Origin of the sequence: Rhizobium fabae, from assembly GCF_003985135.1 — a bacterium.
GTDB lineage: Bacteria > Pseudomonadota > Alphaproteobacteria > Rhizobiales > Rhizobiaceae > Rhizobium > Rhizobium pisi.
The window spans coordinates 1-18,192 of the sequence record NZ_ML133647.1 but is presented as its reverse complement, the minus strand read 5'-3'; the positions used below and the strand labels follow the sequence as shown (position 1 = coordinate 18,192).

At 61.2% G+C, this 18,192-nt stretch carries 15 protein-coding genes and 1 tRNA gene; 9 read left to right on the top strand and 7 right to left on the bottom strand.

Features of this window, described 5'->3' with window-relative positions; all coding sequences use genetic code 11:
* Window positions 1-14: 14 nt before the first annotated feature.
* The 3 genes from EFB14_RS06025 to EFB14_RS06020 all read right to left on the bottom strand — a co-directional run bounded on the left by EFB14_RS06025 (window position 15) and on the right by EFB14_RS06020 (window position 3,887).
* Entirely contained in the window at window positions 15-1,421 is a 1,407-nt protein-coding gene (locus EFB14_RS06025; RefSeq protein ID WP_126823591.1) for an RtcB family protein, read from the bottom strand.
* Window positions 1,422-2,075: 654 nt separating this feature from the next.
* Window positions 2,076-2,201, bottom strand: a tRNA-OTHER gene (locus tag EFB14_RS32805).
* A 129-nt stretch (window positions 2,202-2,330) separates the two neighbouring features.
* The gene (locus EFB14_RS06020) at window positions 2,331-3,887 is read right to left on the bottom strand and encodes an RNA-binding protein (RefSeq protein WP_126823588.1); all 1,557 of its coding nucleotides are present in this window, start codon (window positions 3,885-3,887) and stop codon (window positions 2,331-2,333) included.
* Between the two features lie 210 nt (window positions 3,888-4,097).
* On the opposite strand from EFB14_RS06020, the gene rtcR reads away from it, so the two are divergent.
* Window positions 4,098-5,705, top strand: coding sequence for an RNA repair transcriptional activator RtcR (gene rtcR, locus EFB14_RS06015; RefSeq protein WP_126823586.1), 1,608 nt, complete (start codon window positions 4,098-4,100; stop codon window positions 5,703-5,705).
* Window positions 5,706-5,888: 183 nt separating this feature from the next.
* Window positions 5,889-6,506: a DUF4304 domain-containing protein gene (locus tag EFB14_RS06010; protein WP_126823584.1), complete on the top strand. Its 618-nt coding sequence runs from the start codon at window positions 5,889-5,891 to the stop codon at window positions 6,504-6,506.
* Between the two features lie 120 nt (window positions 6,507-6,626).
* Here EFB14_RS06010 and EFB14_RS06005 read toward each other — a convergent pair whose 3' ends face one another.
* From EFB14_RS06005 to EFB14_RS05990, 4 genes are read right to left on the bottom strand one after another with little or no spacing between them, the layout of a single operon-like run.
* Window positions 6,627-7,172 carry a sarcosine oxidase subunit gamma family protein gene (locus EFB14_RS06005; RefSeq protein ID WP_126823582.1) on the bottom strand — a complete coding sequence of 182 codons (546 nt, stop codon included), beginning with the start codon at window positions 7,170-7,172 and terminating at the stop codon, window positions 6,627-6,629.
* On the bottom strand, window positions 7,165-10,119 hold the full coding sequence (locus EFB14_RS06000) for a sarcosine oxidase subunit alpha family protein (RefSeq protein WP_126823580.1): 2,955 nt from the start codon (window positions 10,117-10,119) through the stop codon (window positions 7,165-7,167). The genes EFB14_RS06005 and EFB14_RS06000 overlap by 8 nt, the downstream gene beginning before the upstream one ends.
* Entirely contained in the window at window positions 10,116-10,397 is a 282-nt protein-coding gene (locus EFB14_RS05995) for a sarcosine oxidase subunit delta (RefSeq protein WP_126823578.1), read from the bottom strand. The genes EFB14_RS06000 and EFB14_RS05995 overlap by 4 nt, the downstream gene beginning before the upstream one ends.
* A gap of 12 nt (window positions 10,398-10,409) precedes the next feature.
* Window positions 10,410-11,660, bottom strand: a complete 1,251-nt coding sequence (locus EFB14_RS05990; RefSeq protein WP_126823576.1) for a sarcosine oxidase subunit beta family protein — start codon at window positions 11,658-11,660, stop codon at window positions 10,410-10,412.
* 86 nt (window positions 11,661-11,746) lie between these two features.
* Here EFB14_RS05990 and EFB14_RS05985 point away from each other — a divergent pair, with 86 nt between their 5' ends.
* The 7 genes from EFB14_RS05985 to EFB14_RS05955 form a co-directional block, all read left to right on the top strand.
* Complete coding sequence (locus tag EFB14_RS05985; protein ID WP_126823574.1) at window positions 11,747-12,706, top strand: GlxA family transcriptional regulator; 960 nt, start codon at window positions 11,747-11,749, stop codon at window positions 12,704-12,706.
* Between the two features lie 76 nt (window positions 12,707-12,782).
* Complete coding sequence (locus EFB14_RS05980; RefSeq protein ID WP_126823572.1) at window positions 12,783-13,466, top strand: helix-turn-helix domain-containing protein; 684 nt, start codon at window positions 12,783-12,785, stop codon at window positions 13,464-13,466.
* 87 nt (window positions 13,467-13,553) lie between these two features.
* Complete coding sequence (locus tag EFB14_RS05975; RefSeq protein WP_126823570.1) at window positions 13,554-14,459, top strand: class II glutamine amidotransferase; 906 nt, start codon at window positions 13,554-13,556, stop codon at window positions 14,457-14,459.
* A gap of 55 nt (window positions 14,460-14,514) precedes the next feature.
* Window positions 14,515-15,201: a GltB/FmdC/FwdC-like GXGXG domain-containing protein gene (locus EFB14_RS05970; RefSeq protein WP_126823568.1), complete on the top strand. Its 687-nt coding sequence runs from the start codon at window positions 14,515-14,517 to the stop codon at window positions 15,199-15,201.
* Window positions 15,202-15,215: 14 nt separating this feature from the next.
* Window positions 15,216-16,544, top strand: a complete 1,329-nt coding sequence (locus EFB14_RS05965) for an FMN-binding glutamate synthase family protein (protein WP_088683612.1) — start codon at window positions 15,216-15,218, stop codon at window positions 16,542-16,544.
* An 80-nt stretch (window positions 16,545-16,624) separates the two neighbouring features.
* On the top strand, window positions 16,625-17,932 hold the full coding sequence (gene glnT, locus EFB14_RS05960) for a type III glutamate--ammonia ligase (protein ID WP_126823566.1): 1,308 nt from the start codon (window positions 16,625-16,627) through the stop codon (window positions 17,930-17,932).
* 101 nt (window positions 17,933-18,033) lie between these two features.
* A partial coding sequence (locus EFB14_RS05955) for an ACT domain-containing protein (RefSeq protein ID WP_281015389.1) occupies window positions 18,034-18,192 on the top strand: 159 nt, incomplete at its 3' end.

Here is an 18,192-nt window from a genome sequence, read left to right as displayed (position 1 = left end):
GCCTTCCCCGGTGTTTACTGGCGCTTCTTGCGCCAGGGCGCGCTCTTCTGCCAGTCGCCTGCCATGATGCTCCCGTAGGGGATCACCTCGTCGACCACTTCGGCGAGACCGTAGTGCTCGATCTGCGCCCGCACGTTCGCAGCGCTCTTGTAGGCACTCGGCAGTTCCGACACATCGGCGAAACCAGAGAAGAACCGCGCGTCGAGACCGCTTATTTCCTTCTCCAGAATAGCTGCGATGTTGTTCGGGCTCAGACCTCGCGAATCCGCTCCATAGTCCGCAGACAGCTGCCTCATATGCGCGCTGCGCGAAAAGTTGCGGCCAGCGCCATGCGGCGAGAAGCCGAGGCCATGGGCAGCGTTCGAGCCACGAACGATCAGGATCGGTTCCGCCATATTGAGCGGAATGATGGTCAGATCGGTCGCGTCATGCGCCCAGTTGTCGAAGGCAGGGGTGGCACCCTTTCCGTGGTAGAACAGCCCGTCAGACTTCCGGAAGACGAAATTATGCTCGTTCCAGAAGCGGTCCGCGACCTTGGCCGAGAGTTTTTCCGCCGCCATGTCGTGAAGGACATAGTGGTTTTCCCTGGTCCACTGCCGGATCGTCTGCAGCGCCGACCAGTAGACGTCACCTTCCTCGGTATCCGCCGGAATCCAGGCATTTTCCCTATGCGTCTCAGGCGAGATGCGTTCCCGAAACTGGTTGGCGACCTTCATACCCTTGTCGTAGAGCCGCGCCCCCGGTGCCCGCGATCCATGATGGGTCACAAGCGCGGTTTCGCCGGTCGACTTCATCGTCCCGACATAGGCGAAATGATTGCCGTCGCCCTGGGTCGCGAAGTGCTCGATGCCAGCGCTCAACGCACCGTCGCGCAGATAAGGGTTCTGCTCGAAGGCCGAAAGCGTCGCCACGGAAGGCTTCAACTGCGCGCCGCGCGGACGACCGCCGGGACCGAAATGCGTTACGGCATGCACGGCATCCAGAAGCGACTTCGGATCCACGCCAGGAAAGATCGAGATCGCCATCGAGCAGCAGATATCGGCCGAATGCATACCGGGATGAATCGCTTCGGACGCCACTACGCCGCCGACCGGGATCGTTCCCACAGGACCCGCCGGGCAAGCGTCAGGCATGATCGCCGCGGAGCGAACAACCGGCGTACGCACCAGCGCCCGCATCGTCGCGTTGACCTTCTCGACATTGTCCTGCTCGAAGGCGTTCTCGGCACGGATGTTGGAATAGATCTCGATATCGTTATCGGCCCTCAAGGCAAGCGTCGGACCCGGCTGGAAGCGCCTTGCCGCCTCCAGGGCATCCGCCACCGAGCCACCCTTGCTCAAAACCGCATTGGCCGCGTCGAGAGCCGGGCGAAACCACTTCCCCTGGCTCATGCCGGCATCGATCAAATCCTGTCCGCTCATTACCGCTATCATTGTCTTTTCTGCGTCTGCAGTCCTTCTTGTTCAGTTGCTTTTCTTCACACCACCTGAGCGACGAGCATTGCCGGAGATCTATCTCACCGCACGCATTCCATGGTCATGGCGCTATGCGGCCCCTGTAGTCACCGGCGGCATTCGCCCAGGGCCTTACCATCGTCCCGGCGACGAGATTTGGCAGGACAGTTTACTGAGCTACGCGCTCCTTTCGGAAGCGCGGGATGATTTGAACACCCGACCTGCCCGCCGGAAATCCGATGGGCCGCTCTACCTGTAGTCGTGCCGGCATTCGCCGAGTTATTCCGCCCCTGTGGAACAGGGATAGTGCATGCCATGCAGCGGCGACGAGGGTGGACGAAACCGGATGGCCCCGCTCGTGCCAGAGAGCGTATGCCCAGGAGGAGTCGAACCTGCCAGACCATCCAACGTTGGCGGCTGTAGTTCCATCCGGCATTCGCCGCTGCATTTGGCTATGGCGACAAGTGTTTAAGAAACTTCCCGCTACCAAGGGGACGTTTAATCCCTCGCAGGGTTCGAACCTGCCGCGGCAATGTAGTTCCTTTTGCATTCGCCGTTCATTTCAGCCATGGCGACAAGTGTCCGGGAAACAGCTTGCTCTACCAACTGAGCTACAGGACCAGGCCCTGGCGAGAATCGAACTCGCGACACAGATGTAGTTCCCCATGCATTCGCCATGTCATTCCATTCGTCCGTGACGACGAGGTGTGGTGAAACATCCTGCTCTATCCGCTGAGCTACGGGTCCATAAACTGGAAGACCCGACGGGATTCGAACCCGCGACCTGGAGGGTAACAGCCTGTAGTTTCATCCGGCATTCGTCACGGCCCTCGCGCCGTTCACGACGGCGCGAGGGGATTGCCTCCTGTGAGCCCGTCAGAGCTCGATCGCCTCGATGGCGTTCACCCAGCCATCCGCTCCTTTGCTATTGGCCGCGAAAGCCGTGATCACTCCATAGACGGCATCCGAGAAGCCACCGATGTTGAGCACGTCTTCACGCGTCGGCGCCTGTGTCGTGGCATGGGGCTGGATGTCGAGGCAGACCAGCTTCGCAGCCGGGTTGACCCGCTTGATCCTTGCCCATTCCGTCATCACCGCCGTCGGCTGGCCGCTCCCGCGCACATCCACCCAGGACTCATTGTCCGAGATGAACACCACGAGATCGACTTTGGCCTTCTCGTTTGCCAGCCTCTTCAGCGGCGCGGAGCAGTTGGTTCCACCGCCGCCGATTTTCGCCAGCTTACCGGCATTGGTCATCACCGAATCCCGCTTGTTGAGGCTGACGTGCACCACGTCATTCTCGAACGGCAGCACCCGCGCCTTCGGATTGCGCCGCAGGAACGCCGCGGTCATCAGACCGGCAACGTCGATGCAACGAACCGAGGACGTTGCGCCCTTCCGGTAACCGGTCACGGGCGAACCCATGGAACCCGACACGTCGGGGCAGAGCACAACATTGCCCATCAGGGACGGCACGTTGGCGATGGCGATATCCATCGCGTCCTGAAGCGCATCCCGAACGACATCCGGAACCTGGCCATCGACCATCTTCCACGCCATCATCAGCTGATAGGGGAAGACCTTTGCCTTGCGGATTTCCTCCGGATCGGCAAGCCGCGCCGCCAGCGCCTCGGCAAAACCCTCGACCTCGAACACGCCATTGCGTGCAAAGGTGTTAAGGTTCTGCCGCACCATCTGCCAGCCGCCCTTGCGGGCGATCTCGACCCAATGCTCCCGCGTCAGCGGCAGCGAGGTCAGCATCTGGAACGGGACGTCCGGCACCGGTGCCGTCTGGTCGCGTCGGAACGCTTCCAATGCCTTGATGAGCTCAGGCAGTGCCGCGTAGTCGTGCGGCTTGCCGATCGCCCAGGCATAAAGCGCCTTGCGCTCCTCCGTAGCCGGCTTCGGATGCACCATGCGGATGACGTCGGCGAGCGAAGGATCGTTTCCGACCATCGCCCGCAGGATCTGCGCGGTGCTGGCCCGTTCGAGCCACGCCTGCACCGCCTTCTTCGGACGTGTACCGAGCGACTTGCGACCCGTGGCGCCAGAGCGCATGACCTGCACGAAGCCGCGCAGCATCTTGCCACTCTTAATCACCCGCGGGAATGCACGGGCGAAGGCATCACTCTGAAGGCTGGAGAGCATGGCGAGCAACGTCACCGGCATATCCTTCATGTGACCCTTTTCAGCGGCGTAAACAGCCACCTTCGCGAGAAATTCCGGCTCGACCTGAAGGGCAAGCGTCTTTACCGCTTCGAGCTGCTCGGCCCCATCCGCATAGAAGGTGCCGTTGAACGTGCCTGTGACGGCATATTGCGCGAGCGCCTCGCGCGGCGTCAGCTGATAGGCCGGGGCGGCTTCATGATTTTTTGTGTCCGTTCCCGGAAGCAGTTTCCCGAGGTAGGTTTTGAAGATTGCCTTGTTGACCATGACAGCACCTCTTGGTTGGTTCGTGCCAGATACATTTCAAGACGCGTGCCAGTTTGGAGAAAAGTGCCCACCCCGTGTGTGTTTTTCTCTTATCTATATGTTTTTAAATATGAAATTTTTCCGCGCCTTCACGGGCAATCATGAATTGCGAAAATCCGCATCCCGATTATATTATCGCAGATTATAGTGCCTTATAATTTTGGATAAGACATGAAGCGCCGCGTCGCCATCAGCATATTGGGAACCACCCTGGATGCAGGGAAATGGGAAAATCGCTGGAGCCGCTGGCGGCCCAATGTTGCGCTCTGCCAGCAACCGGGCCTATTTATCGACCGGCTGGAACTGATCCACGACAACCACTCGCAAGCTCTCTGTCACCGCATCGTTGCCGACATCGAGACCGTGGCGCCGGCAACGGAGGTGCGGAGCAATGTCATCAACTTTCGAGATCCCTGGGATTTTTCGGAGGTCTATACGAGCCTCAGGGACTTTGCCCGCAACTACAACTTCGACCCCGACACGGAAGACTATCTCGTCAACATCACGACCGGCACTCATGTGGCACAGATCTGCTGGTTCTTGCTGACCGAAGCCCGCATCATTCCCGGCCAATTGTTGCAGCTCTCGCCGCCGCGCGACCGGGAACCGGAGCAGGATTTCGCCGGCACGCATCGGATTATCGACCTCGACCTTTCCCGCTATGACGAGATCGCCAAGCGCTTCGCCTCCGAGCGTGAAGACGCCGCTTCCTTCCTGAAGTCGGGGATTTCGACCCGCAGCGCCACCTTCAACAGAATGATCGGCGAGATCGAGAGGGTGGTGATCCGCTCAACGGCGCCTGTTCTCCTGACCGGGCCGACCGGTGCCGGCAAATCGCAACTCGCCCGCAGGATCTACGAGTTGAAGAAGAGCCAACGCAAGGTCAGTGGTCCGTTCATCGAGGTCAACTGCGCGACCCTGCGCGGCGACCAGGCCATGTCCACCCTGTTCGGCCATGTGAAAGGAGCCTTTACCGGTGCTGCCGGCGAGCGTGCCGGCTTGCTCAAGTCCGCCGACAAAGGCGTGCTGTTCCTCGACGAGATTGGCGAACTCGGCCTTGACGAACAGGCCATGTGCCTGCGCGCGATCGAGGAAAAGAAGTTCCTGCCCGTGGGCGCTGATCGGGAGGCGTCCGCGGACTTTCAGCTGCTTGCAGGCACCAATCGCGATCTTGGCGAGGATGTCCGAAAAGGAAGGTTCCGCGAGGATCTCTATGCCCGCCTGAACCTCTGGACTTTCCAGCTGCCGGCCCTGCGCGAGCGCAAGGAGGACATAGAGCCCAATCTCGACTTTGAGTTCAGGCGCTATCTCGAACGCGAAGGCGAAAATGTTACGTTCAACAAGGAAGCACGCGAACGCTATCTTACTTTCGCAACTGGTCCGCAAGCCGTCTGGAGCGCCAACTTTCGCGACCTGTCGGCTTCGGTTACCCGCATGGCAACCCTCGCGCCGCATGGGCGCATCACGACCGACGTCGTTGATGATGAAGTCCGACGGCTGAATGCATTTTGGCGCAGCTCGAGTGACGACGGCAGGGTAGATCTGATCATCGAAGAAATGCTGGGTGCAGAGACTGCTGCTAGCCTCGATCGCTTTGACGCAGCGCAGCTTGCCACTGTTCTTCATACCTGCCGTCAACATGCCACGGCAAGCGCGGCAGGCAGAGCCTTGTTTGCGATCTCGCGACTAGGGAAAAAGAGCAGCAACGACGCCGATCGCCTGAGTAAATATCTGGCGCGCTTCAGTCTCAGATTCGAAGACATCAAGAGACCCGGATAGGTGGTGGGAAATGGTTCACAAGCCGACCTAGATAGTCTTACAATGCCGACGCGAACATTCCAGTCGCGAAGAGACCGTTGCCTCGTTGGCCCGGCAGCAAAAGCAAGTTCCGCAATAAGGTAGTTGACATAATGAAATCGGCATTTTTCATATCTGGAAAAGTGTCTTCGGGAACCATTTTTAATGAATAAGAGTGCATTTTTAAAGCTTCTGGCCACGCATCTGTATCCGGTTCTACGTGCAGAGGGGTTCAAAGGAAGCGGCCAGACGCTGCGGCGAATTCAAGCGCCAGTCGTTCACGTCTTCAATGTGCAAAGCTCGCGCGATGGTAGTCACTGCTATCTAAATCTTGGAGCACATTTGACATTTTTGCCATGGGAAGGTGGGAGTTCTGGCGAACCCAACTTGATCTCTGAGGCGCATTGCGTGTTCAGGGATAGAATGCAACCTCCTCCTGGGCCAGGCCATGGCTGGTCTTATTGCTCGTCGCCGCAAGAAGCAGAAGAAAATGTCAGGTTCATAGTCAGTGAGTGGGAAAGAACCGGGCGGGCGTTTTTTCAACGCTATACCCACTATCCGGACTGCTTTAAACGATTGCTAGAGTCTGAATCTCCAGAAAGGATCAGTCCTCGCGCTGCACTTCATCTGGCTCGCATTGCAGTCGAGCTCTCGGATCAAGATCGAGCACGCACCTTTATCAAAAGTGGCCTTGCACAGGCCTCCGAACGTGCCACCATTCTGAAAAGCGAATTGATGTCTCTTGCTCAGAAAATGAGCTTGGATTTGGGAAGGCAAAACTGACCGCTTTTGGACAGGAGAGATGGGGCTGGGTCACATACTAGGTCATCGGTTATTTTGACGAGGGAGCGCGGTCATTCCGTCCCGTTACCGTCGTTCCCGATGTTGCCAGTACGGTCGCCTTTATGCGCCGTCCTTTTCGGCGCTCGCCGCCATATGGGCGAGATCGTCCCAGAGACTTTCGGCGAAGCTGCGCAGAACGGTGAGCTCGAAGCTGTCATCGCCTGTGCGGACGATCTGCACGGAGAGATGACCGACCATCGTCATGGCCGAATGGCCTTCCGGGAAGACGGACGGATCGAGATCGACGGCGGTGCCTTTCGAGAGAAGCACCCGCGAGGATCGGCCGGAAACGCCGATGCGCACACGCCCGTGGCTCTGGTCCATGACGTAGGCCTTTCCCGCCAGCGCCGCTGCGAGAGCGTCGAGGCTGGCCGGGACGAGCCGCTCGTCGCCGGCGACGAACCATTGGCGGAAGCCCGCCTTGCGGATCGAGCTCTTCGCAAAGCCTGCCTTTGCCAATTCCGCAGCGAGCGCGGATGGCTCGATCGCGCCGAGCACATGCAGGAGATGGCCCTCCGGCAGGGCTTCCAGCCGGATGCCTGCCTCCGAGATGCCGGTATATCTAGTCCCGGCCAGAACCGGCTTGTGTTGCGGAAGATCACGCATGGAGCTTCTCGTTTTCAGGATCGATGAAGACGGGATGGCAGAGCACCGCATCGGTGAATTCGTTGCGCAGGCCGTTCCAGACCGTCACCTTTTCGCCGATACGCTCCGGCCCGCGCCTGACAAGCGCCAAGCCGATCGTATGGCCGAGCCCCGGCGAAAAGGCGCTTGATGTCACGTAGCCCTGGTCGTTTTCGAGCGTCGCGGCAACGCCGTCGGCAAGAATATGCGAGCCGGTGCGGAAGCCTCTTGCCGGATCGAGCGGTTTGACGCCGACGAGACGCGGGCGTTCGGAATCCTGCAGGCCTTCACGGGCGAGCATTGCCTTGCCGATGAAATCCGGCTTGATTGATGAAACCATGCGGCCGAAACCGAGATCGCCTGGTGTCACCGTGCCGTTGATTTCGGCGTGGGTGACATGGCCCTTCTCGATGCGCATGACGCCGAGCGCTTCGGCGCCATAGGCGCAGATGCCATGTTTTTCGCCCGCCGCCATGATGGCGTCGGCAACGCCTTCGCCGTAGCCGGCCGGCACAGCCAGCTCGTAGGCGAGTTCGCCGGAGAAGGAGATGCGGAAGAGCCGGCCTTCGAGCCTGCCGCCGAAGAGAGAGACCTTGCGGGCGCTCATAAAGGGGAAGGCGGCATCCGATATATCTTCATCAACGATCTCAGAGAGGATGGCGCGCGATTTCGGCCCCGCAACGGCCATCTGGGCCCATTGATCGGTCGAGGAGGCGAAGCAGACATCGAGTTCAGGCCAGAGCGTCTGGGCGCAGAATTCGAGATGGGTGAGCACGCCGGCGGCGAGTGCTGTCGTCGTCGTCATGAAGAAATGATCGTCACTGAACCGGCTGGTGGTGCCGTCATCATAGATGAAGCCGTCCTCACGCAGCATGATGCCGTAACGCGCCTTGCCGACTGCAAGCTTGGCGAACCCATTGCAATAGATGCGATCGAGGAAGGTCGCGGCATCCCTGCCGAAGATTTCGATCTTGCCGAGCGTCGAGACATCGCAGAGGCCGGCATTCTTCCGGATGTTCAGCACCTCGCGGTCGACACTTTCGCGCCATGTCGTCTCGCCGGCGCGCGGGAACCAGGAGGAGCGGTACCAGAGGCCGGTTTCGACGAAGACCGCGCCGTTCTTCTGAGCCCAGCCATGCAGCGGCGATTTGCGTGCCGGCTGGAAATGTTTGCCGCGCGATGCCCCGGACAAAGCGCCGAAGGAAACCGGCGTATAGAAGGGCCGGAAGGTCGTCGTTCCCACTTCGGCGGGCGACACGCCGCGCGCTTCTGCGAGAATGCCGATAGCGTTGATGTTGGAAAGTTTGCCTTGGTCAGTCGCCATGCCGGATGTGGTGTAACGCTTGGCGAGTTCGACATGGCCGTAGCCTTCGCGTACGGCAAGGCCCAGATCCTTGAGGTGCACATCGTTCTGATAATCGACGAAAGCCTTGCCCTTCGAGCCCTTGACGGACCAGAGCGGCTTTGCGCGCTGAGCCGTCTCGACGGCAGATGCAAAGGCTGGTTCCGCTGCGAAGCCGATCGCCTTCAATGCGGCTGATGCCTTTGCGGCACCATCGCCGAGGCAAGCGTCGGCTTGTGCAAGGCCAGCAGCCGAGCCGGCAACGATAAGGCCTTCCTGCTGGACGGGCGCCAGAAATGCCGAGGCCTCGTCCGACCATTGCGGCTTCGCGCCACGATGGCAGGCAAGATGAATGATCGGGCTCCAGCCGCCCGACATGGCAAGCGCATCCGCCTCGATCCGACGGGTGCCGCCTGCGATTTCCACGCTGATGCCGCGCAGGCGCTTGCCGCCAAGCGCATCGATAATGCGGGCGCCCTTCAGCACTTCGGCGCGGCCCTGCCAGCTCCCAGCCGCATCCGCGCGGCTGTCGACGATCGCAGCGACTTCGAGGCCTGCGGCTTCGAGATCGGCGGCGGTGCGGTAACCGGCATCGTTGGTGGTGAAGACCACCGTGCGAGCGCCGGGCGCGACCGCTTGCCGGTTGAGATAGCTGCGCATGGCGCCTGCCATCATCACGCCGGGAACATCGTTGCCGCCGAAGACGAGCGGCCGCTCTTCGGCGCCCGTCGCAAGGATCGCCTGGCGGGCGACGATGCGCCACAGCCGTTCGACCGGGCGATCGGGATCGGGCATCGCCACATGCTTCTGCACGCGTTCGACCGCGCCTAAGACATTGTCGTCGTACCAGCCGAACACCGTCATACGCGGCAGGCGACGCACATTCTCCAACCCCTCCAGCCCGGCAAGCAGCTCGCTGAGAAGAGCGCTCGCTGGTTTGCCGTCGATAGTGCCGGTCTCGGACAGCAGGCTACCGCCGAGTTCGGGGCCTTCATCGGCGAGGATGACGCGGGCGCCGGCGCGGCCGGCGGTCAGCGCTGCTGCCAGACCGGCAGGGCCGGCGCCGATGACAAGCAGATCGCAATGCGCCCAGCACTTCTCATAGGTATCGGGATCAGCCTCATAGGAGGCCCTGCCGAGGCCCGCCGCCTTGCGGATGATCGGCTCATAGAGTTTTTCCCAGAGGCCGGCCGGCCACATGAAAGTCTTGTAGTAGAAGCCTGCGCTGAGGAAGGGCGAAAGTAACCCGTTGACCGCACCGACATCGAAGCCTAGCGAGGGCCAGCGGTTCTGGCTTTTTGCCGTCAGCCCCTGGTAAAGCTCGATCATCGTCGCGCGTGTGTTCGGTTCGGTGCGCCCGCCACTGCCCGTCGTCACCAGCGCATTCGGTTCGGCAGCGCCTGCCGTCAGGATGCCGCGCGGACGGTGATATTTGAAGCTGCGGCCGACGAGCTGGACGCCGTTGGCAAGCAGCGCCGAAGCGAGTGTGTCGCCCGGATGGCCTTCGAGCGCCCTGCCGTCAAAGGTAAAGCCGAGCATCGTGGCACGGTCGATGCGGCCGCCGGAGGAAAGACGGAAGCTCGTCATGCCGGTTCTCCGCCGAGCTTGGAAAGGGCGGCATCCCTGACGCCATGGATTGCATGGGTGACGGTGTCGCGTTCGACGATCAGCCAGCGACGGCATCCCGAGGAGTGGTGCCAGTATTCTCTATGCCGACCGCGCGGATTGTCGCGCAGATAGACATAATCGAACCAGGCATCCGCACCGGCATCCGGCGCCGGCCGGGTAAGACTCGCATCACCGCGGATCGAGAATTCTTCTTTGGGCCGGGCGCCGCAATGGGGACATGAAATCAGGCTTGCCATCGATAAATGTCCTCAGTGCAGATTGGGCTGGGCGCCGACGCCCTTTTCGTCGATCGGATAGCCGCGCGCGAAGCGGTCGAGCCGGAAGGCGCGGGCAGTCTGATGCGGCGTGTTGCGGGCGATCAGATGGGCGTAGCAGAAGCCGGAGGCAGGCGTCGCCTTGAAGCCGCCGTAGCACCAGCCAGTATTAAGATAGAGATTGTCGATATGGGTTCGGTCGATGATCGGCGAGCCGTCCATGCTCATGTCCATGACGCCGCCCCAGGAGCGCAGATAACGAACGCGCGACAATGATGGGATCATCGCGAGCCCGGCTTCGGCCACATGCTCGACCGAGGCGAGATTGCCGCGCTGGGCATAGGAATTGTAGCCATCGATATCGCCGCCAAAGACGAGGCCGCCCTTGTCCGACTGGGACACGTAGAAATGCCCGGCGCCGAAAGTGACGACCGTGTCGATGAACGGCTTCAGCCCTTCGGAGACGAAGGCCTGCAGCACATGGCTTTCGATCGGCAGCCGCAGGCCGGCCATATCGGCGACGACGGTGGAGTTGCCGGCCGCCGCAAGCGCCAGTTTGCCGCAGCCGATGAAGCCCCTGCTGGTCTCGACCCCGGTGACCTCGCCGTTTTCGGTGCGGATGCCGGTGACTTCGCAATTGGTGATGATATCGACGCCGCGGCTGTCTGCGCCGCGGGCATATCCCCAGGCGACCGCATCGTGGCGCACCGTGCCGCCGCGCGGGTGGAGCAGGCCGCCCATCACGGGGAAACGGGCATTGTCGAAATCGAGGAAGGGCAATTTCCGGCGCACCGCCTGCCGATCGAGAAGCTCGGCATCAACGCCGTGCAGCCGCATGGCGTTGCCGCGGCGCGTATAGGCGTCACGTTGCGCGTCGGAATGGAAGAGGTTGAGCACGCCGCGCTGCGAGACCATGGCGTTGAAATTGAAATCCTGCTCCAGCCCCTCCCAGAGCTTCATCGACAGCTCGTAGAAGGGATTGTTGCCAGGCAGCAGGTAATTCGAGCGGATGATCGTCGTGTTCCGGCCGATATTGCCGGAACCGAGATAACCCTTTTCGAGGACGGCGACATTGGTGATGCCGAATTCCTTGGCAAGATAATAGGCCGTGGCAAGACCGTGACCGCCGCCGCCGACAATGATGACGTCGTAGTGTGGCTTCGGCGCCGGATCGCGCCAGGCAGGCGCCCAATCTTTATTGCCGCGAAGGCCGTTCAAAAAAATCGAAAGAGCGGAATAGCGCATGGGTCACCCGGAATGAACAGGGCCATGATGCCAGAATGACGCGAGCGGACTTGCACAACAGGGACTAAAATAGCTAAGAAAGAGACATGTCATCGATTGACAGCAAAAATGTGCAGACGATCGGCTTCATCCTTATCCCGGGATTTGCGCTGATGTCCTATGCCTCGGCGACGGAGCCGCTGCGGGCTGCAAATCTTCTGGCCGGCCGCGAGATCTATCGGCTGCAGATCTTCTCGCCGGATGGCGCGCCGGCGCTCTCCTCCTCGGGCGTCAGCGTCCCCGCCGAACCTCTCCCCGTCAGGGGCTCAGGGCTCGGAACGGCGTTCGTCTGCGCCGGCGGTTCACCGCGCGACTGGCGATATCCCGGCGTGCTCGCCTGCTTGCGGCAGCTGTCGCGCGAAGGTGTCAGGATCGGCGGCATCTCGGGCGGTCCCTATCTGATGGCCGCCGCCGGACTGCTTGGCGGCCGCGACTTCACCATCCACTGGGAACATGCGGCGACCCTTCTCGAAGCCTTTCCAGAGCTCACGCCGCGCCAGGCGCGCTTCATGATCGATGGCAACCGGATCACCTGCGGCGGCGGCATCGCCCCGCTCGACATGATGCATGTGCTGATCGCCGAGCGCCTGGGACCGGACTTCGCCCGCCGGGTCAGCGATTGGTACCTTCATACCGAGGTCAACGAGCCTGCAGCGCCGCAGCGCGCCTCGCTGGCCGAGCGTTATGGCGTCCACCATCCCGGCCTGCTCAACGTTCTCGAACGCATGGAGGAAACGATCGAGATGCCGCTCGAGCGCGCCGCCATGGCGCGCATCGCGGGCGTCACCACCCGGCATCTCGACCGGCTCTTCTCGGTGCATCTCGGTACCACCTATCTCGATCAGTACCGCAGGATCAGGCTGCAGCACGCCCATCGCCTGCTGAAGCAGAGCCCGCTTTCCGTCTCGGAAATCTCGGTCGCTACCGGTTTTTCCAGCCTCAGCCACTTTTCCCGCATGTTCCGCAGCATCTACGGCATCGCTCCGCGTGACGCGCGGCGGGATTAGGTTTTCTTCACGGTTGAGGAAATTTCACTATCACGATAGGATTGCCGCTGGGCAAGACAAGGCGGCAGGGGAATCGATGAAATCAAAGCTTCAAGCGGCAGAGCAAGCCGAACAGCCACATGGCGGACGCTCGCCCTTTTCCCAGGATCCGCACGCCGTCCGGGAGCCGAAGGAAAACAACCTCGAAATGGCGATCGGCCATGAGGTGCGCGCCTACCGGAAGAAGCTCGGCATCACGGTGACCGATCTGGCGGCCGCGACCGGCATTTCGCTCGGCATGCTGTCGAAGATCGAGAACGGCAATATTTCGCCGTCGCTGACGACGCTGCAATCGCTGTCGCGGGCGCTCGGCGTGCCGCTGACGGCCTTCTTCCGCCGCTTTGAGGAAGCGCGCAATGCCGTCTTCGTCAAGGCGGGGCAGGGGGTCGAACTCGAACGGCGCGGCACGCGCGCCGGCCATCAATATAATCTGCTCGGTCATATCGACAACAATACCAGCGGCGTCATCGTCGAGCCCTATCTCATCACGCTGACGGCCGATTCCGACATCTTCCCCACCTTCCAGCACGAGGGAATGGAGTTTCTCTACATGCTCGAGGGCGAGGTTATTTACCGCCACGGCGACCAGCTTTTCCAGATGCAGCCCGGCGACAGCCTGTTCTTCGACGCCGATGCGCCACATGGGCCGGAGCAGCTGATGAAGCTGCCGAGCAAGTACCTCTCGATCATCAGTTATCCCCAGCAGAGCTCCAAGGGCTGACTTGCCTTAGAAGAAAAGTTTATTCCTCCCAGTTGATGTCGACAAACAGACCTGCTAGTCCTTTCTCAACACGAAAGGAGCGCGGCTATGTGCGGCATTGTTGGACTGTTCCTCAAGGACAAGAGCCTTGAGCCCCAGCTGGGAAACCTGCTCTCGGATATGCTGATAACCATGACGGATCGCGGACCGGACTCGGCCGGCATCGCAATCTATGGGGGGTCTGCCGAGGGCAAGGCAAAGATCACTATCCAGTCCGCCAATCCGGGCGTGGATTTCGAAGGCCTCGCGGCTGACCTCGAGAAGGCCGGCATCAGAGCCCACGTATGGGCCAAGAGCACGCACGCGGTCATCGAGCTGGAAGCCTCCAAGCTTGAAAATGTGCGCAAGGCGCTCGAAGAGATCCGTCCGGCAGTCCGCCTGATGGGATCGGGCGAAAGCGTCGAAATCTACAAGGAAATCGGCCTTCCAAAGGATGTCGTGGCACGGTTCGGCGTCCGCTCGATGAGCGGCACCCACGGCATCGGCCATACCCGCATGGCAACCGAATCCGCCGTCACCACGCTCGGCGCCCACCCGTTTTCGACCGGCGCCGACCAGTGCCTCGTGCACAATGGCTCGCTGTCCAACCACAACAACCTGCGCCGCGAGCTGATACGCGAAGGCATGACCTTCGAAACGCAGAACGATTCCGAAGTCGCGGCCGCCTATCTCACGGCCGAAATGGCCAAAGGCAAGGATCTCGGCCAGGCGCTGACGGGCGCCCTCGACGATCTCGACGGTTTCTTCACCTTCGTTGTCGGTACCAAGTCCGGCTTCGGGGTGGTGCGCGACCCGATCGCTTGCAAGCCTGCCGTCATGGCCGAGACGGACCAGTATGTCGCCTTCGGTTCGGAATACCGCGCGCTGGTCAACCTTCCCGGCATCGAGAATGCCCGCGTCTGGGAGCCGGAGCCGGCGACCGTCTACTTCTGGGATCACGACAAGGCCGCCTGAGCGATGCCGGAAAAGCAGGAGGCGGCTCAGCCGTCTCCCGACCAACGAGGATTAAATGCCCACATTCGATCTTTCCAACACCCCTCTTCGCGAACTGAACAGCGCGCTGCATGCCCTTTCCAAAGGCGCCAACGACACTGAATTCGAAGTCATCAACCCGCGCGGCAGCCATGCCGTTGCCGTTGGTATCAACAGCCCCGTTACGGTCGCCGTCAGAGGATCGGTCGGCTATTACTGCGCCGGCATGAATGACGGCGGCAGGGTGACGGTTCATGGTTCGGCCGGTCCGGGTGTTGCCGAAAACATGATGTCCGGTACCGTCGTCATCGAGGGCGACGCCAGCCAGTATGCCGGCGCCACCGGCCGAGGCGGCCTGCTCGTCATCAAGGGCAATGCGGCGTCGCGCTGCGGCATTTCGATGAAGGGCATCGACATCGTCGTTCATGGCAGCATCGGCCACATGTCGGCCTTCATGGGCCAGTCCGGCCATCTCGTCGTGCTGGGTGACGCTGGCGATGCGCTGGGGGATTCGCTCTACGAGGCCAAGCTGTTCGTCCGCGGCGAGGTGAAGAGCCTCGGCTCCGACTGCATCGAGAAAGAGATGCGGCCGGAACATCTGGACAAGCTTGCCGAGCTGCTCGAGCGCGCTGGGGTCACGGGCGTCAGGCCCGAAGAGTTCAAGCGTTACGGCTCTGCTCGCAAGCTCTACAATTTCAACATCGACAACGCCGACGCGTATTGAGGCGAGGGACACCCATGAGCTATCACAACCCTTACACCCCGCCACGCAAGTCCGCGACGTTCGATGACTATACGCTCGCCGAAATCCGCCGCGCGGCCGCGACCGGTATCTATGACATCCGCGGCGCCGGCACCAAGCGCAAGGTTCCGCATTTCGACGATCTGCTGTTTCTCGGCGCCTCGATCTCGCGTTATCCGCTCGAAGGCTACCGCGAGAAGTGCGACACGACAGTGGTGCTCGGCTCACGTTTTGCCAAGAAACCGATCACGCTGAAGACGCCGATCACCATCGCCGGCATGAGCTTCGGCGCGCTTTCCGGCAATGCCAAGGAAGCGCTCGGCCGGGGTGCGACGATCGCGGGCACGTCGACCACGACAGGCGATGGCGGCATGACGGATGAGGAACGCGGCCATTCGCAAACGCTGGTCTACCAATATCTGCCTTCCCGCTACGGCATGAATCCGAAAGACCTGCGCCGTGCCGATGCAATCGAAGTCGTGGTCGGCCAGGGCGCCAAGCCCGGCGGCGGCGGCATGCTGCTCGGCCAGAAGATCTCCGACCGCGTTGCCAATATGCGCAACCTGCCAAAGGGCATCGACCAACGCTCAGCCTGCCGCCATCCTGATTGGACCGGCCCCGACGATCTGGAAATCAAGATCATGGAACTGCGCGAGATCACCGACTGGGAAAAGCCGATCTACGTCAAGGTCGGCGGTGCGCGTCCATATTACGACACCGCTCTTGCGGTGAAAGCAGGTGCTGACGTCGTCGTTCTCGACGGCATGCAGGGCGGCACGGCGGCGACGCAGGACGTCTTCATCGAAAATGTCGGCATGCCGACGCTCGCCTGCATTCGTCCGGCCGTCCAGGCGCTGCAGGATCTCGGCATGCATCGAAAGGTGCAGCTCATCGTTTCGGGCGGCATCCGCTCGGGCGCCGACGTTGCCAAGGCGCTTGCGCTCGGCGCCGACGCGGTCGCGATCGGCACGGCGGCGCTCGTCGCGATCGGCGACAACGATCCGCACTGGGAAGAGGAATATCAGAAGCTCGGCACCACCGCCGGCGCTTATGACGATTGGCATGAAGGCAAGGATCCGGCCGGCATCACTACCCAGGATCCGGAGCTTGCAAAACGTCTTGATCCGGTTGCGGCCGGCCGCCGCCTCGCCAACTACCTCAAGGTCATGACGCTCGAGGCACAGACGATCGCGCGTGCCTGCGGCAAGAACCACCTGCACAACCTTGAGCCGGAAGACCTCGTCGCACTGACGATCGAGGCATCGGCCATGGCGCAGGTGCCGCTCGCCGGCACCAACTGGATTCCCGGCAAGGGAGGCTTCTGATTTCTACCGGCCGGGCAAAAGTCCCGGCCGTTTCATATCCATAACCAAAGTGTCTCCAAGAAATCCAAAGGGGAACGAAAATGACACTGGACCTTGCTGCTTTTGCCAGAGACAAAGGCATCAAATATTTCATGATCAGCTATACCGACCTGTTCGGCGGCCAACGCGCCAAGCTGGTCCCGGCAGAAGCCATCGCGGACATGCAGAAAGATGGCGCAGGCTTTGCGGGCTTCGCGACCTGGCTCGATCTGACGCCCGCCCATCCGGACCTGTTTGCGGTTCCCGATGCTTCCTCCGTCATCCAGCTACCCTGGAAGAAAGACGTCGCATGGGTCGCGGCCGACTGCGTCATGGACGACCGGCCTGTCGAACAGGCGCCGCGCGTGGTGCTGAAACGACTGGTCGCCGAAGCTGCGAAAGAAGGGCTGCGGGTAAAAACCGGCGTCGAGCCCGAGTTCTTTCTCATCTCTGCTGACGGTTCGGTGATTTCGGACCAGTTCGATACGGCCGAGAAGCCCTGCTACGATCAGCAGGCGGTGATGCGGCGGTACGACGTGATCGCCGAGATTTGCGACTACATGCTTGAGCTCGGCTGGAAGCCCTATCAGAACGACCATGAGGATGCGAACGGCCAGTTCGAGATGAACTGGGAATATGACGACGTTCTGAAGACGGCGGACAAGCACTCCTTCTTCAAATTCATGGTCAAGTCGGTCGCCGAAAAGCACGGCCTTCGCGCCACTTTCATGCCGAAGCCCTTCAAGGGCCTGACCGGAAACGGTTGCCATGCCCACATCTCGGTCTGGGACATCGAAGGCAAGGTAAACGCCTTCGCGGACAAGGAAATGCCCTTCGGGCTCTCCGCTCAGGGTAAGACCTTCCTCGGCGGCATCATGAAGCATGCCTCCGCGCTTGCCGCGATCACCAATCCGACGGTCAACTCCTACAAGCGCATCAACGCGCCGCGCACGACATCGGGCGCGACCTGGTCGCCGAACACCGTCACCTGGACGGGCAACAACCGCACCCACATGGTGCGTGTGCCGGGACCGGGCCGTTTCGAGCTGCGCCTGCCGGATGGTGCGGTCAACCCCTACCTGCTGCAGGCGATCATCATTGCGGCCGGCCTCGACGGCATCCACAGCCAGGCGGACCCCGGCCGGCACTACGATATCGACATGTATGCCGAGGGGCATCTGGTGAAGGATGCACCGCGCCTGCCGCTCAATCTGCTCGACGCGCTGCGCGCCTATGATGCCGACGAAGGCTTGAAAGAGGCGATCGGGGCTGAGTTTTCCGCCGCCTATCTCAAGCTCAAGCATCGGGAATGGAACGCCTACTGCTCGCATTTCACCCAATGGGAACGCGACAGCACGCTCGATATCTGAGCAGCCGGGCCGATGGCTTCGACAACAACCGACATGCCGGGGCGGAAAGCTCCCGGCGTGACCGGGTTTTCCACATCAGAATCGGCGAAAGAAGAGACAGCATGAAGAGCTTCGTACTGACCGTATCCTGCACATCGACGCGCGGCATCGTGGCGGCGATTTCGAGCTATCTGGCCGAGAAGGGCTGCAACATCATCGACAGCTCGCAGTTCGACGATCTCGATACCGGCAAGTTCTTCATGCGTGTCAGCTTCATTTCG

Excerpts from the sequence above, each read along its gene's own strand:
- EFB14_RS05990 (WP_126823576.1), bottom strand. The coding sequence starts at position 11,660 with ATGCGCTATTCCGCTCTTTCGATTTTTTTGAACGGCCTTCGCGGCAAT.
- EFB14_RS06020 (WP_126823588.1), bottom strand. The coding sequence starts at position 3,887 with ATGGTCAACAAGGCAATCTTCAAAACCTACCTCGGGAAACTGCTTCCG.
- EFB14_RS05970 (WP_126823568.1), top strand. The coding sequence starts at position 14,515 with ATGCCCACATTCGATCTTTCCAACACCCCTCTTCGCGAACTGAACAGC.
- glnT (WP_126823566.1), top strand. The coding sequence starts at position 16,625 with ATGACACTGGACCTTGCTGCTTTTGCCAGAGACAAAGGCATCAAATAT.
- EFB14_RS05975 (WP_126823570.1), top strand. The coding sequence starts at position 13,554 with ATGTGCGGCATTGTTGGACTGTTCCTCAAGGACAAGAGCCTTGAGCCC.
- EFB14_RS06010 (WP_126823584.1), top strand. The coding sequence starts at position 5,889 with ATGAATAAGAGTGCATTTTTAAAGCTTCTGGCCACGCATCTGTATCCG.
- EFB14_RS05980 (WP_126823572.1), top strand. The coding sequence starts at position 12,783 with ATGAAATCAAAGCTTCAAGCGGCAGAGCAAGCCGAACAGCCACATGGC.
- EFB14_RS05995 (WP_126823578.1), bottom strand. The coding sequence starts at position 10,397 with ATGGCAAGCCTGATTTCATGTCCCCATTGCGGCGCCCGGCCCAAAGAA.
- rtcR (WP_126823586.1), top strand. The coding sequence starts at position 4,098 with ATGAAGCGCCGCGTCGCCATCAGCATATTGGGAACCACCCTGGATGCA.
- EFB14_RS06000 (WP_126823580.1), bottom strand. The coding sequence starts at position 10,119 with ATGACGAGCTTCCGTCTTTCCTCCGGCGGCCGCATCGACCGTGCCACG.
- EFB14_RS06025 (WP_126823591.1), bottom strand. The coding sequence starts at position 1,421 with ATGAGCGGACAGGATTTGATCGATGCCGGCATGAGCCAGGGGAAGTGG.
- EFB14_RS06005 (WP_126823582.1), bottom strand. The coding sequence starts at position 7,172 with ATGCGTGATCTTCCGCAACACAAGCCGGTTCTGGCCGGGACTAGATAT.
- EFB14_RS05985 (WP_126823574.1), top strand. The coding sequence starts at position 11,747 with ATGTCATCGATTGACAGCAAAAATGTGCAGACGATCGGCTTCATCCTT.
- EFB14_RS05965 (WP_088683612.1), top strand. The coding sequence starts at position 15,216 with ATGAGCTATCACAACCCTTACACCCCGCCACGCAAGTCCGCGACGTTC.